General features: G+C 60.0%; 32 protein-coding genes and 1 tRNA gene. 7 read left to right on the top strand and 26 right to left on the bottom strand.

From position 1 onward, the window contains the following. Positions 1-10: 10 nt before the first annotated feature. The 21 genes from KQI82_RS15310 to KQI82_RS15210 form a co-directional block, all read right to left on the bottom strand. Positions 11-520: a hypothetical protein gene (locus KQI82_RS15310; RefSeq protein ID WP_216633541.1), complete on the bottom strand. Its 510-nt coding sequence runs from the start codon at positions 518-520 to the stop codon at positions 11-13. Positions 521-549: 29 nt separating this feature from the next. Then, a complete protein-coding gene (locus KQI82_RS15305) occupies positions 550-951 on the bottom strand; it encodes a single-stranded DNA-binding protein (protein WP_021751093.1) in 402 nt (133 codons plus the stop codon). A 14-nt stretch (positions 952-965) separates the two neighbouring features. Continuing rightward, positions 966-1,373 (bottom strand): nucleoside triphosphate pyrophosphohydrolase family protein, encoded by a 408-nt coding sequence (locus KQI82_RS15300; RefSeq protein WP_216633540.1) that lies wholly within the window; start codon positions 1,371-1,373, stop codon positions 966-968. An 80-nt stretch (positions 1,374-1,453) separates the two neighbouring features. Continuing rightward, complete coding sequence (locus tag KQI82_RS15295; RefSeq protein ID WP_241426735.1) at positions 1,454-1,972, bottom strand: 3D domain-containing protein; 519 nt, start codon at positions 1,970-1,972, stop codon at positions 1,454-1,456. After that, entirely contained in the window at positions 1,969-2,223 is a 255-nt protein-coding gene (locus KQI82_RS15290) for a hypothetical protein (protein WP_216633539.1), read from the bottom strand. The genes KQI82_RS15295 and KQI82_RS15290 overlap by 4 nt, the downstream gene beginning before the upstream one ends. 169 nt (positions 2,224-2,392) lie before the next feature. Continuing rightward, positions 2,393-2,572: a hypothetical protein gene (locus KQI82_RS15285; protein WP_216633538.1), complete on the bottom strand. Its 180-nt coding sequence runs from the start codon at positions 2,570-2,572 to the stop codon at positions 2,393-2,395. A 47-nt stretch (positions 2,573-2,619) separates the two neighbouring features. Further along, complete coding sequence (locus KQI82_RS15280; RefSeq protein ID WP_216633537.1) at positions 2,620-3,018, bottom strand: hypothetical protein; 399 nt, start codon at positions 3,016-3,018, stop codon at positions 2,620-2,622. After that, entirely contained in the window at positions 3,006-3,425 is a 420-nt protein-coding gene (locus tag KQI82_RS15275; protein ID WP_216633536.1) for a hypothetical protein, read from the bottom strand. The genes KQI82_RS15280 and KQI82_RS15275 overlap by 13 nt, the downstream gene beginning before the upstream one ends. Beyond that, entirely contained in the window at positions 3,413-3,823 is a 411-nt protein-coding gene (locus tag KQI82_RS15270) for a hypothetical protein (RefSeq protein WP_216633535.1), read from the bottom strand. Before KQI82_RS15270 ends, KQI82_RS15275 begins: the two co-directional genes overlap by 13 nt. Before the next feature lie 72 nt (positions 3,824-3,895). Beyond that, positions 3,896-4,366: an MT-A70 family methyltransferase gene (locus KQI82_RS15265; protein ID WP_478213754.1), complete on the bottom strand. Its 471-nt coding sequence runs from the start codon at positions 4,364-4,366 to the stop codon at positions 3,896-3,898. After that, positions 4,363-4,617, bottom strand: coding sequence for a hypothetical protein (locus KQI82_RS15260; protein WP_216633534.1), 255 nt, complete (start codon positions 4,615-4,617; stop codon positions 4,363-4,365). The genes KQI82_RS15265 and KQI82_RS15260 overlap by 4 nt, the downstream gene beginning before the upstream one ends. Next, on the bottom strand, positions 4,610-5,206 hold the full coding sequence (locus tag KQI82_RS15255) for a DUF6273 domain-containing protein (RefSeq protein ID WP_216633533.1): 597 nt from the start codon (positions 5,204-5,206) through the stop codon (positions 4,610-4,612). The genes KQI82_RS15260 and KQI82_RS15255 overlap by 8 nt, the downstream gene beginning before the upstream one ends. Then, entirely contained in the window at positions 5,193-5,597 is a 405-nt protein-coding gene (locus KQI82_RS15250; RefSeq protein ID WP_216633532.1) for a RusA family crossover junction endodeoxyribonuclease, read from the bottom strand. The genes KQI82_RS15255 and KQI82_RS15250 overlap by 14 nt, the downstream gene beginning before the upstream one ends. A gap of 13 nt (positions 5,598-5,610) precedes the next feature. Further along, positions 5,611-6,465 carry an ATP-binding protein gene (locus tag KQI82_RS15245; RefSeq protein ID WP_216633531.1) on the bottom strand — a complete coding sequence of 285 codons (855 nt, stop codon included), beginning with the start codon at positions 6,463-6,465 and terminating at the stop codon, positions 5,611-5,613. Next, on the bottom strand, positions 6,458-7,219 hold the full coding sequence (locus KQI82_RS15240; RefSeq protein WP_216633530.1) for a hypothetical protein: 762 nt from the start codon (positions 7,217-7,219) through the stop codon (positions 6,458-6,460). Before KQI82_RS15240 ends, KQI82_RS15245 begins: the two co-directional genes overlap by 8 nt. A gap of 15 nt (positions 7,220-7,234) precedes the next feature. Then, the gene (locus KQI82_RS15235) at positions 7,235-8,038 is read right to left on the bottom strand and encodes a hypothetical protein (protein WP_216633529.1); all 804 of its coding nucleotides are present in this window, start codon (positions 8,036-8,038) and stop codon (positions 7,235-7,237) included. A 12-nt stretch (positions 8,039-8,050) separates the two neighbouring features. Next, complete coding sequence (locus tag KQI82_RS15230) at positions 8,051-8,545, bottom strand: siphovirus Gp157 family protein (protein ID WP_216633528.1); 495 nt, start codon at positions 8,543-8,545, stop codon at positions 8,051-8,053. Next, positions 8,542-8,859: a hypothetical protein gene (locus tag KQI82_RS15225; protein ID WP_216633527.1), complete on the bottom strand. Its 318-nt coding sequence runs from the start codon at positions 8,857-8,859 to the stop codon at positions 8,542-8,544. Before KQI82_RS15225 ends, KQI82_RS15230 begins: the two co-directional genes overlap by 4 nt. Before the next feature lie 28 nt (positions 8,860-8,887). Further along, entirely contained in the window at positions 8,888-9,046 is a 159-nt protein-coding gene (locus KQI82_RS15220) for a hypothetical protein (protein WP_021751110.1), read from the bottom strand. After that, complete coding sequence (locus tag KQI82_RS15215) at positions 9,043-9,279, bottom strand: hypothetical protein (protein ID WP_216633526.1); 237 nt, start codon at positions 9,277-9,279, stop codon at positions 9,043-9,045. The genes KQI82_RS15220 and KQI82_RS15215 overlap by 4 nt, the downstream gene beginning before the upstream one ends. Next, positions 9,276-9,536: a helix-turn-helix domain-containing protein gene (locus tag KQI82_RS15210; RefSeq protein ID WP_338148995.1), complete on the bottom strand. Its 261-nt coding sequence runs from the start codon at positions 9,534-9,536 to the stop codon at positions 9,276-9,278. The genes KQI82_RS15215 and KQI82_RS15210 overlap by 4 nt, the downstream gene beginning before the upstream one ends. 172 nt (positions 9,537-9,708) lie before the next feature. On the opposite strand from KQI82_RS15210, the gene KQI82_RS15205 reads away from it, so the two are divergent. From KQI82_RS15205 to KQI82_RS15175, 7 genes are all read left to right on the top strand, one after another. Then, a tRNA-Ser gene (locus KQI82_RS15205) sits at positions 9,709-9,800 on the top strand. A gap of 138 nt (positions 9,801-9,938) precedes the next feature. Next, positions 9,939-10,622: an HNH endonuclease gene (locus KQI82_RS15825; RefSeq protein ID WP_216633525.1), complete on the top strand. Its 684-nt coding sequence runs from the start codon at positions 9,939-9,941 to the stop codon at positions 10,620-10,622. Positions 10,623-10,825: 203 nt separating this feature from the next. Then, positions 10,826-12,586 (top strand): Na/Pi cotransporter family protein, encoded by a 1,761-nt coding sequence (locus KQI82_RS15195; protein WP_216633524.1) that lies wholly within the window; start codon positions 10,826-10,828, stop codon positions 12,584-12,586. A 299-nt stretch (positions 12,587-12,885) separates the two neighbouring features. Continuing rightward, entirely contained in the window at positions 12,886-13,734 is an 849-nt protein-coding gene (locus KQI82_RS15190; RefSeq protein WP_216633523.1) for an ABC transporter substrate-binding protein, read from the top strand. A gap of 68 nt (positions 13,735-13,802) precedes the next feature. Continuing rightward, a complete protein-coding gene (locus KQI82_RS15185; RefSeq protein ID WP_216633522.1) occupies positions 13,803-14,564 on the top strand; it encodes an amino acid ABC transporter permease in 762 nt (253 codons plus the stop codon). Next, the gene (locus KQI82_RS15180) at positions 14,551-15,273 is read left to right on the top strand and encodes an amino acid ABC transporter ATP-binding protein (RefSeq protein ID WP_216633521.1); all 723 of its coding nucleotides are present in this window, start codon (positions 14,551-14,553) and stop codon (positions 15,271-15,273) included. The genes KQI82_RS15185 and KQI82_RS15180 overlap by 14 nt, the downstream gene beginning before the upstream one ends. 191 nt (positions 15,274-15,464) lie before the next feature. Further along, positions 15,465-16,355, top strand: coding sequence for a LysR family transcriptional regulator (locus KQI82_RS15175; RefSeq protein WP_216633520.1), 891 nt, complete (start codon positions 15,465-15,467; stop codon positions 16,353-16,355). A 91-nt stretch (positions 16,356-16,446) separates the two neighbouring features. Here KQI82_RS15175 and KQI82_RS15170 read toward each other — a convergent pair whose 3' ends face one another. The 5 genes from KQI82_RS15170 to KQI82_RS15150 all read right to left on the bottom strand — a co-directional run bounded on the left by KQI82_RS15170 (position 16,447) and on the right by KQI82_RS15150 (position 20,935). Beyond that, a complete protein-coding gene (locus KQI82_RS15170) occupies positions 16,447-17,328 on the bottom strand; it encodes an AraC family transcriptional regulator (RefSeq protein WP_216633519.1) in 882 nt (293 codons plus the stop codon). 292 nt (positions 17,329-17,620) lie between these two features. Then, positions 17,621-18,769 carry an NAD(P)/FAD-dependent oxidoreductase gene (locus KQI82_RS15165; RefSeq protein ID WP_216633518.1) on the bottom strand — a complete coding sequence of 383 codons (1,149 nt, stop codon included), beginning with the start codon at positions 18,767-18,769 and terminating at the stop codon, positions 17,621-17,623. Continuing rightward, positions 18,766-19,047 carry a (2Fe-2S)-binding protein gene (locus KQI82_RS15160; protein WP_216633517.1) on the bottom strand — a complete coding sequence of 94 codons (282 nt, stop codon included), beginning with the start codon at positions 19,045-19,047 and terminating at the stop codon, positions 18,766-18,768. The genes KQI82_RS15165 and KQI82_RS15160 overlap by 4 nt, the downstream gene beginning before the upstream one ends. A 21-nt stretch (positions 19,048-19,068) precedes the next feature. Next, entirely contained in the window at positions 19,069-19,518 is a 450-nt protein-coding gene (locus KQI82_RS15155) for a 4Fe-4S binding protein (protein ID WP_216633516.1), read from the bottom strand. Further along, positions 19,511-20,935: an FAD-dependent oxidoreductase gene (locus tag KQI82_RS15150; protein ID WP_216633515.1), complete on the bottom strand. Its 1,425-nt coding sequence runs from the start codon at positions 20,933-20,935 to the stop codon at positions 19,511-19,513. Before KQI82_RS15150 ends, KQI82_RS15155 begins: the two co-directional genes overlap by 8 nt. Positions 20,936-20,949 lie beyond the last annotated feature (14 nt).

The following is a 20,949-nucleotide window of genomic DNA, read 5'->3' as shown; positions in this document are numbered from 1 at the left end:
TATTCATCTTTCAGCGGAAGGAATCGGATTTATACATGGTGGCGAATAGGGAGTCCAGGGCCGTTTTCCTCTGGCGGTAGATCGTGGCCTTCGCCATGTGGAGGAAGTCGGCCGCTTCTTTGTAGGATCGGAAGGGGTAATACAGGGCCAGAAGGACACACTTCGACTGGCTGTCCATGTCCAGGATCGCGGACAGGACGTCTTCGATCTGCTGGGCCTGACGTTCCAGGGCGCCGATCCGGCGGTCGGCGGTGTTCCGGCGCTTCTCCGTCCGTGTGACCATGTTCACCATTCGGGCGTCTGAGTCTGGGGAGGACTGGACGCGGACGCCGGCGTCGGAAAGCTGGCCGGAAGGGAAGGCGGATTCCAGGATTTCCTTCAGGTCTTCGGCCAGGGCGGCCCGCTCCGCCGCGATCTGGGATTCTATGACGCGCGCTTCCTGGTCGTGGTTGCGAAGGACGTCCATGACGCGGAAGCGTACCCAGGCTTTCCGCTTCTCTTCCTTTTCATTCTGATCCATGCGTTTCACCGCCTTTCTTCTGGGGTGTGTCAGAACGGAAGTTCTCCGTCGTCGTCTTCGACCTCCGTGAACTGCTGGTCCGCGGCGGCGGCCATCTGGTCGGCGGCGTAGGAACCGGCGCCCTGGTCCTTGCCGTCGGCGAACTCCACGGAGTCGGCGACCACTTCGACCGTCTTCCGGTCGTTGCCTTCCTTGTCCTTCCACTTTCGGACCTGGATCGAACCGGTCAGGGCGACGCGCTTCCCCTTGCGGAAATACTTGTTCACGAACTCCGCCGTCCCGCGCCACGCCACGCAGTCCACAAAATCCACGGTGTCGCGCTGGAAGCGGCGGTCGACAGCCAGGGCGAAGGACACGACGGGCGTCCCCTTCTCCGTGCGCCTTAATTCCGGTTCACGGGCCATTCGGCCGATCAGTTGAACTTGATTCATGGTGTCGCCGCCTTTCAGAACCGTTTTCCGTGCTTATAGGGGCGGCCGGCGTTGTAGGCCATCTTCTCCGCGATCACGGCGTCCAGGTCGATTCCCAGGTGGCCGCACAGGTCCGCGATCCGGATCACGGCGTCGGCCAGTTCCACGGCCACGCCTTCGGGCTTCTGGTTCCTGTACTGACAGGCGTCTTCGTGGCCGTACTGGAAGCACTCGGTTTCGTCCGCGGGGTCACAGGGAAGGGACGGGTCGCCCTCCGTGCAATGATACCAGACCAGGGGCCGGCCGGCGCGTTCCTCTTCCAGGGCTTCGGAAAGTTCGCTATGGATCAGCGCGATCGCCGTCCCGAATGGAAGGGGCGGGTCCCAGAAGCCGTGCTTGACGGCGTTGTCGTGTGCCTTCTGAACGATGTCTTTGATCTCCATGTCTGTTCTGTTTCCTTTCTGCACGATAGCAAGTCGGACTTCGTCCGCTTGCCCGTGCTATCATTTGATTTCAGTTTCTTTCAGTCGTTCACTATGTAGAATCGGACATTCTGGCGGCCGAACTGAAGGGCGTCGTCGTGGCTCTCGAAGTAGACGTCGATCTTCTGGCCCTGGATCGCTCCGCCGCGGTCCTGGACGACCATTTCGCCCAGGTCTTCCACGAACAGGACGGTCCCTGGCGGGTAGATCGACCAGTCGGCGGCGATCGTCACGCCCTGGACAGCTTCGGCGCCGCTGGCGGTGTAGACGATCCCGTCCGGCCGGTTCAGCGCCCATTCTTCACAGCAGATTTCGCATGAACAGTACGCAGTCGCCACGGCTTCGATCCACTCCGGTTCCGGCTCTGGGTCAGGCTCCGGAACTGTTTCCATTTCGGAAAGGGTTCCAGAAGGCCCCTGGAAGGCCGCTGGCGGCGTTTCCTGGGCTGGGGGTCCGCTTACACTTCCGGCGTCTTCGGAACACGCACCGGCGAAGGACGTCAGCACCAGGGCCGTTCCCGCGACGATGGACAGGACGCCGGTCAGAAAACGCTTCATCATGTGTGTTCACCTTCTTTCTGTTCTTCCTCTTCAGGTTCGGGGATCGGCCGAAAGCAATCGCACCGGACGACGCGGTCGTCGTCGGCGTGGATCGGGTTCGGCCGCCCCTGGTCGAAGGCTTCCACACACGCCACGCAGTAGTCGCCCAGGCGGCCGCGCGCGGGGTCGTCGATGAACTGGATATTGTCGCACTTCCGACAGTTGAAGTCGTAGCGCCACTTCGGCAAGTTCTTACGCCTTCTTCCGATCATGGCTTTGCTTCCTTTCTATGGGTTGTCCGCACTCTGGACACTTGCGCGGGATTCCAGCTTCGGTCCGTGCAAGGTCGGCACAGCAGAAGGGGCAGACGAAGACATCGCCGCCTTCAAATATGGAATACTGGATCGCCGGCGGGACGCCCTGGCGCTTCTTCTGGGCCATTCAGGGCTTCCAGTCCGGACATGGCTTCTGTCCGAAGTAGGGCGGATAGTTCGGAAGGATCAGTTTGTCGTGGGCTACACAGCCGATCAGCGTCCCGCCTATGCGGACCAGGTTCCCGCACGTCACACACGCCTTTTCTTCCTTCTCGACCTTCCGGCGGACCTCTTCAAGGAATGTCATGGCCTTCGCCTCCTTCGTGGTATTTCTGATCGTGGCTCTTCATGGCGTCAGAATAGGGACAGGTTCTTCCCGAAGGCGATTTTTCCGTTCTGACAGGCGGTGTCGCCTTCCTTTCGGTATTCAGGCCAACCGTCACACAGGATCGAACCGTCCGTCATTTCACCGTGCTTTCGGTCGCAGTCGTGGCAATATTCCGGCCGCGTCCAGGTCTTCGGCTCGAAGTGTGGACAGGCCGGCACTTCCGCATAGACACGGGTCTTCGTTCCTGTCCGTGGGCGTTTACAAATCGCGCCGGCGGCTTCATCGAAGCCCAGAAGGGCGGTCCTATACTGCCGGCCGTTTGTCCCTGGGACAGGTTCCCAGGGACCGACGACCGCCTTGTCATAGTCGCCGAAGAACTCGCAGTCGCCGCACAGCGGACAGCGGTCGCGGGCTATTCCTTCCATGCTCCGTCGCCTTTCACAAGTCGGGCTTGCTCCCAGAAGCCACGTTCGCCCTTCGTCCTGGCCCGTGCGGTTTCCAGGGCCTTTTCATAGTCACGATACCGGCCGTGTTTTTCTGTGATGCCTTCCATGATGTCGGCGATCGCCTTGTCCACCATGTCGGGCGGATAATAAAAGCGGGGGTATTCTCCGGACGTTTCTATTCCCAGGCTCTTCAGGGTCGTGATGATATTGAAACGGTAGTTCAGACCGGCTTTCCCTGTATGGTCAGAAAGGCGAAGACTGTTCCCCAGGCCGTAGTCGAACTTCAAGTAGACGCTGTTCGTGGAATAGGCGTCATATCTATGAATCAGGACTTTTCCGGCCAGTTTGTCGCAGACATACGCGGCAATTTCCTTTACTGTTGCCATGCTCCGCCGCCTTCCAGGGCCGCTTCGGCCGCTTCCTTCGTCAGGAAGACCATCTTCCCGATGTCGTGTTCGGTGAACTGCTCGGACGACCAGGCCGTCGTCCCCAGGCGTCCGCGAAGGACGCTGAAGGACGTCAGGCCGTCCGCTCCCGCTCCGACGAACATGACGGTCGCCGACACGACGCGGCGGCGCCGGATCAGCCAGACCGTCCCGTTCGGCTTCACGGGGAGGATCACACCGCCGGCGTCACGGAAGTCGGCCAGAAGGTCCAGGACCAGGGGGTCCATGACGCCCTTCCCGATCTCGTAGGTGTGCCGGTGTTCGTTGGCGTGGAACGCGATCCGGTCCTTCAGGCGCTGGGCCAGGTCTGCGTTCTTGCCGAAAACGCCTTCACTCATGGTCATTATCTCCTTCCACTTCGTCGCCCCAGGCGTCCCAGCCAGGGGCGGTCTTTCTGGCGAAAAGTTCGATCATAGCGCCCCCCCCGCAAGCTGGACGATCCTGTCGCGGGTTTCCGCCGGCTTCTCGCTGTGCCGGCCGATCGGCGCGTCGATCACGCTATGGACGTGCGCGTCTGCGCGCTCCGGCTTCCCCCTGGTCGCCAGAAGGCACACTTCGGGGTTTGATCGCGTCCAGTTACCCAGGCCCCAGAACCAGGACGGGGTTTTCCGGTTTCGCTTTACCCAGACAAAGGCGGCGGTCTTATATCGGAAGCCCCAGCGCCGGATCGTTTCCAGGGCGACGTCCAGGTTCGGGAACGTGGCCCACAGGAACAGAAGGCAGTCGTCCGCGGCGATGTTCTGGACCGGAAGGGAATAGATGTCTTCCGGCTTCATGGTGTGGTAATGCCTTGTCACGTTCCGCGTAGCACCGCCGCCGGAGTAGGACCAGGGCGGGTCCGCGTAGATCACGGAATACTTCTTGTCGGGAAATGGGATCACGCCGTCGCCCTCCTTCCGTCATACCTGGCCGCCAGGGCCATTTCGCGGATCACGTCGGGGATCAGAAGTTCCAGGTATTCGTCGCCGCGGTCCAGGCCCAGGGCTTCGTTCTGGAAGGCCATCTTCCGTCTGGCGTATGCTTCCGCTTCGTCGAAGACCGCCTTCGGCACCTTCACGCCCAGGGTCCGGTCGACGGACGCCCGAAGGCGCCGCCGGCCGATCCACTCACGGGTCGTCACGGTATTATTCATGGCCTTCCACCGCTTCGCCGCCGTCGGATTCCAGAATGATTCCAGATTCCGCGAAGAAAGCCGGCCGGACGCCGTAGTAGCCGATGTACGCGTTGCTGTTGCTCAGACTGCCGCCCGTGTTGACATTGCGCGCGTTGCCCGCGTGGCCGGCGCGCGGGGTCGCAAGCCACCACCAGTCGTCCAGGGACAGAAGGGCCTTGTACTTCAGGAACAGGGCTTCAGGAAGAAGGCTGATCTTCGCCTTCATGTTACCGTAGCCGAAGCCGCCGCGGTGATCTGCCAGGGACCAGTTCGCTTCTACGATGTTCGCGGAACGGATCGGACCGCCGGCGGCGTCGAAGGCCGTCAGGAAGGGGCCGTTCAGTTCGTCCTTCAGATAGGACAGGCTGAAGTCGTTCGGGTAAGGGGTAGGGGCTTCCTCCGGACGGGTCTTCAGGGGTTCCAGGGAGAAGGGGCGCCATGCGGCCGACCTGTCGGCAACCAGAAGGGTCGTTCCGTTGGTCATGTGATCCAGGACGCGGACGTCGATCGGACCGGCGTCGAAGACGCTTCCAGGGGTCTTGTCCTTCAAAGTCTTAATATTTGCCATGTTGTTTTCCTCCTTCGAATATCTCGATAGTCACTTCCACACGGGGGTTCTTCGGGTCCACGGCGAAGTCGTCCGTGAAGCCCTCAATCTGGTTCCAGCCATCGTTCACCAGGACGCCGGCGTGGACCAGGCTGTCCTGAATGAACTTCTTCGCGAAGGCGACGTTGTCCTTGTCGCGGCGGCGGTTCGGCTCGATCCAGCGGTAATGAATGATCACCGGCCGGTCGAAGCGGACGCCGTGAAGCTGGGTCTTCACCATGAAGCCGATCACGTTTTCGGCCTGTTTCTTCATGGCGGCGGCCTTGTACTTGCCCTTGACGGCGCGTTCCGCGTCTATGTACTCATTCAGGCCAGGTAAAAGGCCAGGGATCGTCACTTTCCAGGTTTCCACTTGCGGCCCTCCTTCACATTCCCAGGATTTCCTTCGCCCTGTCGCGGCGCGCGGCCGCGTTGACGGTCCTTCGGGAGTCGCCGGCCAGTTTCAGCTTGATCGGACACATTTCCAGGACGCGGTCATAAATACGGGCGTAGCCCATAGACGACGGGTTCCGAAGGTCGTCCAGGGACAGGTTCGTCGTCACGATCAGGGGCTTCCCTGAACGGGACCTGGCGTCGACGACGTTGTAAATCTGCTCGACGGAATAGGACGTGTCCCGCTCGACGCCCAGGTCGTCGATCACCAGGCAGTCATAGCGGTTCAGCTTGTCCAGGAAGCCTTGCTTGTCCTCTCCGAAGCCCTGAAGGCGGTTCATAATGCGGGGGAAGTTCGTCACGCTGGCCTTCACACAGCGGTCGATCAGGGCGTTCGCGATACAACAGGCCAGGAAGGACTTTCCGGTCCCGACGCCGCCATAGAACAGGATTCCGATGTTGTCGGCCTTCATTTCCTCCCAATGGTCGACGTACTTCCGGCACACGTCCGAAACGGCGGGGTTCCGGTTGTCGTCCTGGGCGAAGGTGTTGACCAAATAGGACGGGTCTGTGATCCCGTCGCGGCGAAGCCGTTCGCAGTCCTGGCGGAACTTGATCCGCTCTTCTTCCTTGCGCTGGGCTTCCTGACGCTCTTCCTCGCACTTGCACATGACCGGCACCGTGACCACCTTCGGCGGGTCGGTGTCCAGTTCCAGGCGGTGTTCCTTCCTGGTGCGGCACCGGCCGCAATACAGAAGGCCGTCTTCGCCGCGGTAGTCGCCGGCGCGCTCATGGCCGCGTCTGGCGTTCTGGGCGATGGTTTCCAGAACGTCGGTAAAGTCATTCATGGTCGTCACCGCCCAGGAAGTCGTCGTCGCCGTAGTCCTTCGCCGCCGGCGGAACGGCGGCCGGCTTCACGCCGTCGGACTCGTTCCAGCGTTCGCCGCGAAGGAAGGTCGCGGGGTAGGGAATGAAGCGGCCTTCGTCCTTCGTCCATTGTTCGGACCGCTTCCAGCGTTCCACGCCGGCCACGATCCGGTCGACCAGGGCGTCGTCAGGACTGATCTTCTTCCAGACGGCCACGGCGTCCTTCTTCCCGACACGTCGGGGATAGGAAGCCCAGAACCGGTCAAAACCGTCCGCCGCCCCGCGCCCCGAATGGGCGCGCTTCTCGTTTTCGTTATCGTTTCCGTTTTCGTTCTCGTTTACGTTTACGGGGACATTTGCAAGCATTTGATTTCCATTCGCCTGTTTGCATTTGCTATCAAACGAAGACGGTTCAGGGTATTTGCTGGACTTCGCCCTGGTCTGTTGGCATTTGCCCCAGTTCAGAAGTTTCAGGTACTTCTTCCCGTCTTCGGGGGCCGTGTAGGTCCCCACCATGTCTTCCCGAACCAGTTCGTTCAGCCAGGACCGGATTTTCTGTTCGGAAGGGGGCTTCTGGGGGAAGCACAGGGAAGCCAGAATACGGGGGTCGCCATAGTACAGGCCGAAGTCGTCGGCCTTCACGACCAGGCGCCAGAAGAACCGTTCGGCTTCGGCGCTGATTGCGGTCAAAGACTCGCTGATGATGATCGTTTCCTTAATGATACGGCTGGGCATTGTCTACACCACCTTTCACGCGTTGCGCTGGCACTTGCGGCACAGTTCGCGGCCGTACTTCCGAAGGGAATAGTCGCGTTCGGCGTCGCTGATCGGGCCGCCGCACACGGGGCAGACAGCACCGCCGACGGGGATAGCGGGAGAAGGGGCGCCCTGTGGCGCTCTCTGGGCCGCCTGGGACGTCTGCGCCGCGGGGGGCGGGGTCTGTGCCTGTCGGCCGCTCTGCGCGCCCTGGCGGCTTCCCTGGCCGCCCTGGTTGACCTTCTTCTGGACACCGCCTTCGCACAGGAAGCGGACGTTCCCGAAGCGGTCGACGATCGTCAGGTCCACGATCTCGCGGCGGTCGTTGTAGCCGATCTTCGTGACGGAGAACTTGACATTCGGATAGGTGCGGTAGACATCGCGGCCCTGGACCTTCTCGACCTTCCATTCACCGTCGTTCAGTTCGACATAGGTGAAAGGGGCGGAATACAGTTCGCGGCCGATCCCGACGTTGAAGCCGGCACGTTTGAAGGCGTCGGACGCCTGTCCCTTTTCCTTCTCCGTGTTGCTCTCGACGCCGACGTCCTGTTTCTTCACCCAGGCCGCCTTTTCGTCGTCCCAGATTTCGATCGTACAGAACAGGTTCCCGTTGATCAGTTCGTGGGTCCTCTGCCAGTTGCCAGGGCCGAAGACCTGGTCCAGGATTCGCATATCGACACGGGCGTCCTTGTAGAGAAGAAGGACCGCGCCGACCGTGCCGTTCTTCGCCTTGCTGACGGACTGGACGCGACAGTCGATGTCTTCAGCCGTCAGAAGGGGAATGTTGAAGTCCTTCACGCTGATTCCTCCTTACTTGATCTGAAGGTTCTGGTTCTCGACCAGGACAGCGCCGGCGACGGCCTGTCCGGCCTGGATCGCCTTCTTGATCGCCGTTTTGTCCGGCTTCGTGGTGACGGTGGTCATCACGAAGTCAGGGGGAAGGGCGCCTTCGTCGTCGATCTGAACCTGGGTGGACTTGCGGAAGCCGATCTTCGTCCTGGCCGTTTCGACCTTGTCGCGGCCGACGGACAGCATGGAGGACGCCAGAAGGTCCTTCAGGCGCTCGACGCGCTTTTCGGCGGTCTTGCGGCGCTCCGCCAGGGCGGCTTCCTCCGCCTTTACGTTGCCGACGAAGGCGGTCAGGTTCTTGATGTAAAGGGCGGTCGCTTCGGCCTTTTCGTCGAAGGCGGCGGAAAGGGCGTCAAGCTGGTCGGCGTTCAGCAGTTCGCCGGTGTCGGGGTCGACCTCCATCGCGTCCAGGGCGGCCAGGAAGTCGGCGCTGATCTCGTACAGTGTGTTCGTCATTTCGTGGCGCCCCCTTCCGTCTTCAGGCTCCCAGTCAGAAGGGCCAGGGCGTCGGTGATCGCCTGGTCGACGTCTTCGGCGGTGACGGTGCCGGCGGAACGTGCGTCCAGGGTGACGGTCAGGGTGGACACCGCGGCGGCAATCTTCGCTTCAGCGGCTTCGGCGCGGCCCTTCTGGGCCTGATACTGGGTGAACCAGGTCTGGGACTGCCGGCGCTCGAAGTCGACGTCTTCGCGGACTTCCTTGTTCTCGACCAGGGTGTTCAGCAGAAACGCCTTCACGGCGTCCGTATCATAAAAATTCAATTTAGGCATTGAAAACCGTTCCTTTCCGTGATATGATTCACTTAACCTTTTTGGAATGGGCCGTTTCGGTTGTTGTGGTGACGACGAAACGGTCCTTTTCTGTTTCTTCGATCGTGATCTTCTTTTCGCCCAGAAGGACCAGGGCCTTCACGGCCTGTCCGACCTGAACGGGCGACAGGGTCGCCGTGTACTTCATCTTCTCCGTTCCCTCCTTCCTTCGGTGGTGTCGAAGGCTCCGGCGACGGCCAGAAGGCCGGCCCAGATCAGAAGGAAGCCGAACATTCGGATCGCGCCAGGGAGAAGGGGGACCAGGTCCTGTTCGACGGCTCCGACGCTTCCCAGAAGCGCCAGGAAGGCCACCAGGGAAAGAAGACTGGCCGCGTTTCGGATTCTCCGGCGCGTTCGCCGTTGCCTTGCTCTGGGGGTCATTCTGCCGGCCCTCCTTTCCTCCGGCCGCACCGGCGAAGGCTTTCCTGGGCGCGCTTCTGGGCCAGGTCCGCGTCGTAGGACGGCCGGAAGTTCTTGTCCAGCTTGTCCCCTTCGCGGCCGCGCTTCAGTTCGGCGTAGATGGTGCGGGGGGCGACGCCGATTTCCTTTGCGATCTGTCCAGCCTTCGCGCCGGCGGCGTAAAGGGCCGCGATCGCCTTTCGGTCCGGATATTCGATCCTTTTGTAACATTCAGCCACGTTTTCACCGTCCTTTCTCTGGGGAAAAATAAAAAAGTGTAACTGCAAAAAGCCTGTCGACTTAATGCAATTACACTATACACGGGGGCATTCTGAAAAAAGTGCTGATTTTGTATTGACTTCAGAAAAATCTTTGGTATAATTATCTCTGCTGCATCGAGCGCAAAGCCTTGGAGAGATGGCTGAGCTGGTCGAAGGCGCACGATTGGAAATCGTGTAGACCCTTAAAAGGTCTCAAGGGTTCGAATCCCTTTCTCTCCGCCAAACCGCCGCAAGCGAACTTACGCTTGCGGCGGTTTTTTTGCAAATGTGCGCTTTGGAGGGCGCTTCCCATATGGTAAGAAGTCGAAGACTGTGATAAACTGAACTTAATTCAACTGAACAGGAAGGGGGAGACGCTGTATGGCACAGCCAAGAAAATGGCGGGAGGAAATCATCGACGCGCTCTGTGAACTGGGGGGACAGGCGCACTACGATGAGATTTTTCAAAAGATTCAAGAGCGCCGGATTATGGATTTTGAAGAGAATCAAAATTGGACGGCAGCCGTAAGAAGTACCATTGAGCGCTTTTCCAGCGATTCGGATGCATTTGCGGGAAAAGAGGATATCTTCTATTCCGCGCAGGGCAAGGGCCGGGGGATCTGGGGGGTCCGGGAGCCCTACAGGCCCAGGGAAAGCCGCCCGCTTCCGCAGGATGTTCTAAGGAGAAAATACAGGGGCGACGAGCGTCGGACAAAGAACCTTTCCGATGCGCAGCTGAGGGAAAAGGCGCTCTCCAAACAGACGAAGCAGCCAAAGGGGCGGACCGTCAGCACCAATGCATACGACCGCAATGCCTTTGTATCAGAATATGCAAAGCGCAGGGCAAAGGGATGCTGTCAGCTCTGCGGAAAGGAAGCCCCTTTTACGGACAGGGAAGGCGCCCCCTATCTGGAGACCCACCATGTGGTATGGCTTTCAAGGGGCGGCAGCGACACGATTGACAACACGGTGGCCCTGTGTCCCAACTGCCACAGGAAAATGCATGTCCTGAACAGGGTGAAAGATCGGGAGGCGTTGAAGGCGGCGGCCGAATCGGGAGAATAGCGTCTGTGCGCATATGCTCCGGCCGCTTTGTGCACCTGACTGAAAAGCGGAGAAAAAACCAGATTGTTTTCTACAAGTTTCCGCAAGTTTTCCGCAAGAAAAGATTTTCCTTTTCCCCATTTTATCGTATAATAAATTTGTATGCGGTTTAACAGGAAATCAAACGGGATGTCCCGGAACAAATGAGAACGCGAGGAGAGCACATGGATATTTTCTCTATTTTTTCCCTCTGCGGAGGGCTGGCGTTTTTCCTGTACGGAATGAACACCATGTCCAACAGCCTGGAAAAAATGGCCGGCGGCCGGCTGGAGCGCACCTTGAAACAGATGACCTCCAACCCATTGAAAAGCCTGCTTTTAGGCGCGGGCATCACCATTGCCATCCAGTCCTCATCCGCCATGACGGTCATGCTGGTGGGTCTGGTCAACTCCGGCGTTATGGAGATAGGGCAGACCATCGGCGTTATCATGGGCTCCAACATCGGAACCACGCTGACGGCGTGGATTTTGTCCCTGACCGGCATCCAAAGTGAAAATATGCTGGTGGAAATGCTCAAGCCGGAGAATTTCTCACCGCTTGTGGCCCTGGCCGGCGTAATTTTGCTCATGTCCTCGAAACAGCAGCGGCGTCGGGACATCGGTCGGATCATGCTGGGCTTTGCCGTGCTCATGTACGGCATGGACCTGATGAAAAACGCGGTCAGCCCGCTGGCCGACATGCCGGAGTTTGCCAGCATCCTGACGGCCTTCCGCAACCCGCTGGTGGGTGTGCTGGTGGGCGCGGTTTTCACCGGCATCATTCAGAGCTCCGCGGCCTCTGTGGGCATTTTGCAGGCGCTGGCCCTGACCGGGAGCATTTCCTACGGCATGGCCATCCCCATTATCATGGGACAGAACATCGGCACCTGCGTCACCGCCCTGCTCTCCTCCATCGGCGTCAACCGCAACGCCCGCCGCGTGGCGGCGGTCCACATCTCCTTCAATGTGATCGGCACAGTGGTTTGTCTGGCGATCTTTTACATTGCCCACGGCATCGTCCGGTTTGAGTTTGTGGACGCGCCCATCGACGCGGTGGGTGTGGCCTTCTGCCACACGGTGTTTAATGTGGCGACGACCGCCATACTGCTGCCCTTTGCCCACCAGCTGGAAAAGCTGGCAACCATCCTGGTGCGCAGCGAGTCCGGCACCGACACGGTGGCCTTCCTGGATCCGCTGCTGATCCGCACTCCCGCCGTTGCCGTGGCCGAGTGCGGCAGCTTGGCCATTCAGATGGGGGAGCTGGCCCGGGACAATGTGCTGATGGCCATTGACCAGCTTTCTGACTATCAGAGTGCCCGGGACGCCACGATTACGGAAAACGAGGACAAATTAGATATCTACGAGGACCGGTTGGGCGGCTATCTGGTGGAGGCGTCCCGAAAGGGCATCTCCGCGGCCGACGGCCGCTCCGCCTCCAAGCTGCTCCATTCCATTGGGGATTTTGAGCGCATCGGCGACCACTCCCTCAACATCATGGAGGCGGGCAGGGAGCTCCATGAAAAGCAGCTCACCTTCTCCGATGAGGCCAACGCGGAGCTGAAGGTGCTCACCGACGCCTTGGTGGAGATTCTCAATTTGACGGTTAAGGCCTTTGAGACCAGCGACTGTGCCATGGCCTCCACAGTGGAGCCGCTGGAAGAGGTGATCGACCAGCTGATCGAGGAGATCCGGATGCGCCACATCAACCGACTCCAGCGGGGAAAATGCACCATACAGTTAGGATTTGTGCTCAACGACCTGCTGACCAATTACGAGCGCATCTCCGACCACTGTTCCAACCTGGCCATCTGTGTGTTGGAGACGGAGCAGACCGGGCTGAATCCCCACGCTTATCTTCAGGATATCAAGACCGGCGAGGAATTCACCACCAACGTCCAGAGCTATCTGAACAAATACAAGCTGCCGGAACTCCCGGCCGTGCACTGAGTGAAGAAAAAGGAGGCCGCGGCCTCCTTTTTTGTATGCATAATGCGGATTAATATTCAATAGATATTCATTTTTGCAGTATAAAACATGGGAAAATACAGAAAAACCCTTGGAATTTATATAGAATGCCACTGGAACGAACTGAATCGATGCAAATATTTATGCATCTTTTTCCGGCAAACTATTGACTTTGCAACCCCGGAATGCTATCCTTAGTTTTGCTCCTAAAGAAAGCGTTCCGACAAGGACGCTTCCTTTTTTAGGCGTACAAATTTGAGTTTTAAAGAAGGAAGATTGAGATGAAAAAGTTTCTTGCAGTTATGGTGGCCGTGCTGACGGTCCTGTCTTTGGCCGCCTGCGGCAGCAGCGGAAGCGGCTCCTCCAGCGCCGGCGGCTCCGCCTCCGGCAGCGGTTCCGCCTCCGGCAGCGGCTCCGCCTCCGGCAGCGGCTCCGCCTCCGGCGGAGCGTCCTTCACCACTGTGGAGTCCGGCAAGCTGATTATGTCCACCAACGCGGCGTTCCCTCCCTATGAGATGACCGACGACAACGGCCAGATCATCGGCATTGACCCGGAGATCGCCGGCGCCATCGCGGAGAAGTTAGGGCTGGAGCTGGTCATTGAGGACATGGAGTTCGATGCCTCTCAGACTGCTGTCCAGCAGGGCAAGAGCGACATCTGCATGGCCGGTCTGACCGTGGATGAGGACCGCTTGGCCGTTATGGACTTCTCCAATTCCTATGCCACCGGCATTCAGGTCATCATTGTCAAAGAGGGCTCCGATGTGACCCTGGACAACCTGGGCGATCAGCTCATCGGCACCCAGCGCGGCACCACCGGCGACATCTACTGCACCGACGACTACGGTGCCGACCATGTGGTGCCCTACGACAACGGCATCACCGCGGTCCAGGCCCTGATGAACGACCAGGTGGACTGCGTGGTCATCGACAACGCCCCCGCCAAGGAGTTTGTAGCCGCCAACGCCGGCCTGACCATTCTGGACACAGAGTACGCCCTTGAGGACTACGCCATCGGCTTCGCCAAGGGCAACACCGCTCTGGTGGAGGCTGTGAACGGCGCGCTGGCCGAGCTCATCGGGGACGGAACCGTCCAGGCCATCCTTGATAAGTACATCGCCGCGGAATAATCGCACCGTAAAAAGGGGCGGCAAAGCGCCGCCCTTTTTCCCATTCCACCAAGGAAAGGAGCAGCCTCATGGAGCAACTCTTCTCGCAGTATTCCGCCATTGCGGCCGGGGACCTCACCGCTTGGCAGGACTTCTTTTTGAAGTTCTACCGGGCCTTTTTGCAGGAGGACCGGTGGCAGCAGTACATAACCGGAGTGGGCACCACTCTCTTGGCCACCGCCCTGGCATTGCTGTTGGGCGTGGCGCTGGGGCTTTTGGTGGCGATCATCCGCACCGCCCATGATCAGCAGCGTCCCGGCCGGCGCAACCCTGTGTTGGGACTCTTTAACGCCGCGGCCAAGGTGTATGTCACGGTGATCCGGGGTACGCCCATGATGCTTCAGCTGATGATCTGGATGTTTGTGGTCTTCACCTGGAGCCGCAACGCCACCGCTGTGGGTGTGTTCGGCCTGGGCATCAACTCCGGCGCCTACGTCTCTGAGATCATCCGGGGCGGGCTGATGGCTGTGGACGGCGGACAGGCGGAGGCCAGCCGCTCCCTGGGGCTGAACTATTTTGACACCATGCGCTTTGTTGTCATTCCCCAGGCCGTCAAAGCCATTCTCCCCTCCTTAGGCAACGAGTTCATTATGCTGCTCAAGGATACCTCGCTGCTCACCGTCATCGGCGGCAAGGAGCTTCTATACGCCGCCAGGGGCATTGCCAACCGCAATTATGAGCAGATGTTCCCCCTCTTCGGGGCGGCCGCCATTTACCTGGTGCTGGTGATGATCTTCACCTACCTGTTGGGCAAGCTGGAAAGGAGGCTGCGTCAAAGTGATCGACGTTAAACACCTCTCCAAGTCCTTTGGGGACCACCTTGTGTTGGATGACATCTCCGAGCACATCGCACCTGGTGAAAAAGTGGTGATCATCGGCCCCTCCGGGTCCGGAAAGTCCACCTTCCTGCGGTGTCTGAACCTGCTGGAGACCCCTACCGCCGGCACCATCACCTTCGACGGCAGCGAGATTACGGATCCCAAGGTCAACATCGACGAAGTGCGCCGCCAGATGGGCATGGTGTTCCAACATTTCAATCTCTTCCCCAATATGACCATCCGGAAAAACATCACCCTGGCCCCGGTCCGTACCGGCCTGATGAAGCCGGAGGAGGCGGACGCCGAGGCGGTGGAACTGCTGGGCCGGGTGGGCCTGTCAGATAAGGCCGACGCCTATCCCAACCAGCTCTCCGGCGGGCAGAAGCAGCGCATCGCCATTGTCCGTGCCCTGGCCATGAAGCCCAAGCTCATGCTCTTTGACGAACCCACCTCGGCCCTTGACCCGGAGATGGTGGGCGAGGTGCTGGAGGTCATGAAGCAGCTGGCCAGGGAGGGCATGACCATGGTGGTGGTGACCCACGAGATGGGCTTTGCCCGCGAGGTGGGCAGCCGGGTCCTCTTTATGGATGAGGGCCACATCGTGGAGCAGAACGAGCCCCGCCAGCTCTTTGACCACCCTGAGAGCGAGCGGCTACGGAGCTTTCTTGCAAAAGTTTTGTAAGGCACATACGATGTATTCCCACGCATAGAATTTCATAAGCGACGCTCCCCTCCGCGCGGCAGCGCGAGGGGAGCGTTTCTCATCCGGACGAAAAATAGTATTCCATCTTTGTTGTTTGAGAGAGAAAATTGTTATATACTGAGCTGTAGTGTGGAGCGGCACAATGTGCTTAGCGGCAGGAGGGAAAGACCTTGGACAAACGGGAGCTGGAACACTTTATCGCCATTGCGGAGGAGGAGAACATCTCCAAGGCGGCGAAAAAGCTGAATATCGCGCAGCCGCACCTGAGCCGTCAGCTGCGGCAGCTGGAAGAGGAGTTGGGTGTGGACCTCTTTGAGCGGAGGAAGAAAAAGCTGTATCTCACCGACGCCGGCCGGTACCTTCTGAACCGGGGTTACGAGATCACCAGGCTTATGGATCAGACGGTGGGGGAGATGCGCCAGATCAGGAACGCCACCAGAGGGACCCTCAGCATCGGCATGCTGGAATCGGTCTCCGTCTCCTTTTTGCCGGGATGGATTGCAGAGTATCGCGGCGAGAACCCGGAGATCATGCTGCACACCTGGAGCGCCGGGACCTCGGCGGAGCTGCTGGAGCGGCTGAACAAGGGCCTTTTGGAGATCGCCTTTGTAAAGGAGCCGGTGTCCATGGCCCTCTACCAGCATGTGGTTTTGGACGCGGAGCCCTGGGTGGTGCTGTTTCCAAGGAGCAGCTCCCTGGCAGAGCGGACGGGGCCGGTCACCCAGGCGGAACTGGCGGACCTGCCATTGCTCCTTCCGGCCAACAACCTCCAGACAGGCGATATCATCCGCTGGCTCAACGCCTGGGGGGTGTCTCCCTGGCTCTCCGCCACCTGGACCACTCTGACCAGCGCCATCTTCCTCATGAGGGCGGCGCAGGGCGTGGTGGTCTGCCCCATATCGGGGATCCAGCTGATCGATCAGGAGGTTTTCAACTATCGGGAAATCCGGTTTGGCCAGGAGGACTACAAATGGGTGATGGTGTGGAACAAGTTTGACTCCTGTACGCCCAATATGGAGAAGTTCATCAATCTGGTGCGCCGGAAAGCCGGGGACGGGTAAGATGCGCCAATTGGAGGCAGGGACACGTGAACTCACGTGTCCCTGCCTCCAAGCACTTATGAGCTCCGGCTGCTGCCGCGCTCCGGCATGGTCAGCGCTGCTCCTTTTCGTTGACGGCAATCCAGATCTCGCAGGTGTAGTTGGGGTCCTGCACTTCGGCGGAAGGATAGACCTCCAGTTCGACTCCGTTGCCATAGACATAGTTGCTCTGGGGGAAAAACTCCGTGCAAATCCGCCGGTAGGCCTCTGTGAACGCGTCGGGCATCCTGCCTCTGCATTGAAAGACCGCATAGGTGTGGGCGGGGATGTCCAAAATGTCCAGCCCCTTGGCACTGGAGGGGACGCCGCCGTACTCCGCGCCAATGCCGTAGGGAAATCCGGACTCCGCCATCTCGCTGGAAAAACAGACTCCAAGAATCCCGCCGAAGGTGTCAAACCGGCCGCACCGGCAGAGCTCCTCGATGGTGCCGTCGGTTTGGCACTGGGCCCAGAAGGGCGAGATATCCGCTGCGGCGGTTTCCCCCTGGGGCTTTGTGACCTGCTTTTTTTTACAGATGAGCTGAAACGGCTCTTTTTTCTCAATTCTGTAGTCCATGGTGCTGCCTCCCGATAGAATTAATTTTACGGACAGCCTGGAAAAGGATTTGACAGTCCCGCCCCGCCGGGCGTCGGTGGGGGAGATGCCGTGGAAGCGCGTGAACGCCCGGGAAAAGCTCTCCGGGGTATCGTAGCCGTACTTGAGGGCGATGTCGACGACCTTGCCGCCGGTGCGTGTCAGCTCCTCCGCCGACAGGGACAGGCGGCGCATCCGGATATAGTCGCCAAGCGAAAACCCGCAGAGCATGGTGAACATCCGCTGGAAGTGAAATGTGGACGAGCAGGCCTGCCTCGCCACCGCGGTGTAGTCGATTTTTTCCGTCAGATGCGCCTCCGTGTAGTCCAGCGCCCGCTGGATCCCTGTAATCCAATCCATATTCCAAGTCCCTCCGTATCAATGAGTCTATCAGCTTCGGTGAAATTGCGCTTGACTTTTTGTGCGCTGTGGTGCGGGTCCGGACACTTGATCCAGCATACCAGGAAAGCTGAGAAAATGCCACCACTGCAGCGGGTGCGCACCAGGCAGGCGCGCCTTTGCGCTCAGTGTGTGAAAAAATTCCCGAATGCAGATGCATTCGGGAATTTTTTTGGAGGCCGCCCCTGAGAGACAAGGGGCGTGAGGGAGAGAGGAGGGGCGAGAGAGACAAGGGGTGTGAGGAAAAAAGAAATCAGTACGCCACAATTTCGACGGGATGCTTGAACCGCTCAATGCTGCAGAATTCCTCAGAGACACAGGTTATCTTCCCGTCCAGGATCAGCTCCGCCAGCGCCTGGCCGCCGATGGGGCCGTGCATAAAAGAGCAGCCCAGGCCCGCGTAGAAGCGATTGGAGCCGATCCGGGAGAGAATGGGCTCCCGGTCCGGCGTCACGTCGTAGAAGCCGGAGAAGTGACGGACAATGTTGACGTTTGCAAAGGAGGGGAAGGCCCGCACCAGGTTCCAGGCGTCGATTTGGGCGTAGGCCTGACTGGTGGTCATGTCATAGGTGGGACGGTCGTCGGTGGCAAACTGGGCGTGGCCCCAGCCGAAGATGACGCCGCCGTTGACGGTGGTCTGGGTCAGCCAGAAGTCGTTGTACCTTGGAGACTTCAGGTTCAGAAGGGGCTTGATAGAGTCCGGCTCCACCGGCTCGGTGACCATGACCTCCTCCACATAGGGGACCACGGGGATCTTTTCGCCCACCATGTCTCCGATCAGACAGCTCCAGGACCCGGAGGTGACGATCAAATTGGCAGCGGTGATCTGCCCCTTGCTGGTTTCAAGAAGCCAGTCCCCGCCCGGCAGCAGCCTGGCGCCTAAGAGCTGGGTGTACTGCATGTACTCCACGCCAAGGCGTCTGCCGCCGATCATATAGGCGCAGAGGGTGCCGAAGGGGTCGGCCTTGCCGTCGGTGGGGCAGTAGGTGGCGGCGATGACGCCCTCCGTGTTGAACAGGGGGACGATCTCCTTGAGATCCTGGGCGGAGATCACCTGGGTGGGAACGTCCAGGGAGCGGTGCATGGCGGCAAAGCCCTTGTAGCGGTCGATCCAGTCCTCATCATAGAGGGCGTAGGCGTATCCGCTCTGGACAAAGCCGCACTCGTGGCCCAGTTCCTCGCTGAGTCCGCACCAGAGCTTTACCGCCTCCCGGCCCATGACCACGCGCTCCGGCCGGCCGTACTGCTGGCGGATACCGGAGCCGTTGCGGCCGGAGGAGCCGTAGCCGATATACTTCTGCTCCAGCAGCACCACGTTTTTCGCGCCTTTTTTCGCCAGGTTGTAGGCAGTGGACATCCCCATGATGCCGCCGCCCACCACAACGTATTCCGCAGTCTTCACTTGGACACCTCCTCTTTGAATGCCAGCAGCTTTGCCGGCATATTGGAAATGGGAGGCCGGACAGTGGGGAAGCCGATCTGATCGATGGGCTTTCCGGTTTCCTCCTGTAAAATCCGCTGAACCATGCTGATGCAGACGCGGCCCTGGCAGGGCCCCATCCCCAGGTGGAGATAGCGGCGCAGAAGCTCCAGCTCGTCAAACCCGCCGCGGATGGCGTCCCGCACGTCCTGCTCGGTGATGTCGTGGCACCGGCAGATGATTACGTCTTTCGAATCCATATTCGCACTCCTTTCTCCGCATCAGGCGAAGGAGATGTCGCGGGCCTCGGCGGCCATGGCGGCATCGACCTCGAACGTGACCGTGGGGGTGTCTCCGATGGACTTCTCCCGGGAGATGGTGCGCAGCACGGTGCCCTTGCAGATTCTCCTGCCCTCGCGGTCCAGCACATCCACGGTGTCGCCTGGGCCGGGGAAGGGGAGAAATTCATAGGGGATGGTGATCTCAGCCTTATCGCCGCTGAGGCGCATCATATAGATGGCAAGGCCGGGACAGATCTGAACGCACATGCCGCAGCCTCTGCATTTTTCGTAGTCAATGACCGGGATGTCCTCCACGGACGCGGTGGTGATGGCGCCGAATTTGCAGACCGTGCTGCATGGATTGCAGGCAATGCAGTCCGGGCATTCCACAATGGCCACGGCGTGGGGGCCGCTCAGTGCATCGAGCGGGGGAAGCGTGCAGTTACTCATGGATGCTCACCTTCTCCAATCCTTTCAAGATGATGGCGCCTTTCTTTCCGGCGCTGCGGAACTCGTGGCCCACGGCGATGAGCTCCTCCTGGCGCGCTTTTGCCGCGTCGGTTCCAAAGCCCAGGGCAATGGCGGCTTGGAGTCCGGCCAGCTCGCCGTCGATCATGGCGGTGGTGGCCTCGCCGATGCCGGAACAGTCGCCGGCGGTGAGGATATCGCCCTTGCTGGTCTCCATCCAGCGGTTGCGCATGGGCACAAAGCCGCACAGCTCCCGGGCATAGGCCACGTCGCACCTGCCCTGGCTGCAGGGGCGGTAGTTGGGCTGAAGGCCAACGGCCAGCGCCACGGTGTCCACCTCAAGGGTCTGTTCCGTGCCGGGGATGGGCTGGAACTTCCCGTCCACTTTGGCGATGGTGGCGGAGCTGACCCGGTCCCCGCCCTTGATGGCCACCACGGAGTGGGAGGTGAGAACGGGGATGCCCCGGCGGCGGATCTTGTTGGCGTGGACGGTGAAGCCGCCGATCTGAGGCGCAGCCTCCACCACCGCCGCCACGTCGATGCCCGCCTGGAGCAGCTGGTAGGCCAGGATCAGTCCCACGTTGCCCGCGCCCACCACCAGCACCCGTTTGCCGATCCGGATGCCGTGGACGTTGACGATGGTCTGGATGGCGCCGGCTCCGTACACACCGGGCAGGTCATTTTTAGGTACGCCCAACATGACCTCGTTGGCGCCGCAGGCCACCACGGTCTTTTTGCAGGAGATGTTGAAGAGCTTGGTCCCGTGACCGGCGTTGACCTGGAGCAGATGGTCCTCAAGGAAGCCGGTGACGGTGCTGTTGAGCATGACCTGGATACGGGGATTCTCCTCCACCCGCTTGATCAGCTCTTTGGCGATATGTACGCCCCGAACCCCGGCGTAGTACTCCACCGAGCCAAAAAACTTGTGGGTCTGCTTGACCAGCTGGCCGCCTAACATGTAGTTTTGATCCACGATCACCACACTGGCCCCTAAGTCGGCGGCGGCAAGAGCCGCCTTCAGCCCGGCGGGCCCTCCGCCGATGACGGCAAGGTCGGCCTCGATGAGCCGGGGTGTGGGGATGGCGGTTTCCAAATCCCGCAGCTTTGTGTCGCCCACCATGGTGTTGACCACCATGCCGGGTTCCGCCGGGGTGATGCAGGTGCGCACGTTGCTGATTCCATTGACCTCCATGGCGCAGGACGAGCAGTCGCCGATGGCGCAGAAGAGCCCTCTGGGCCGGTTGGAGCGGGTGCTGTCGCGAAGCTTGGAAATCCCGGCCGCGCACAGCGCCGCGGCTACGGTCTCCCCCTCTTTGGCCTCGATTTCCCGGCCGTTGTATAAAAAGGTGAAGGACGGCCGCTGAGCGAAGTCCAGAACGGGGTGTGATTCAATTCGCATTGACACAATCAGTT

It is taken from the genome of Dysosmobacter acutus, assembly GCF_018919205.1.
GTDB classification, from domain to species: domain Bacteria; phylum Bacillota; class Clostridia; order Oscillospirales; family Oscillospiraceae; genus Oscillibacter; species Oscillibacter acutus.
Note: the sequence above shows the minus strand (reverse complement) of the source record. Positions and strands in the feature narration are given on the sequence as shown.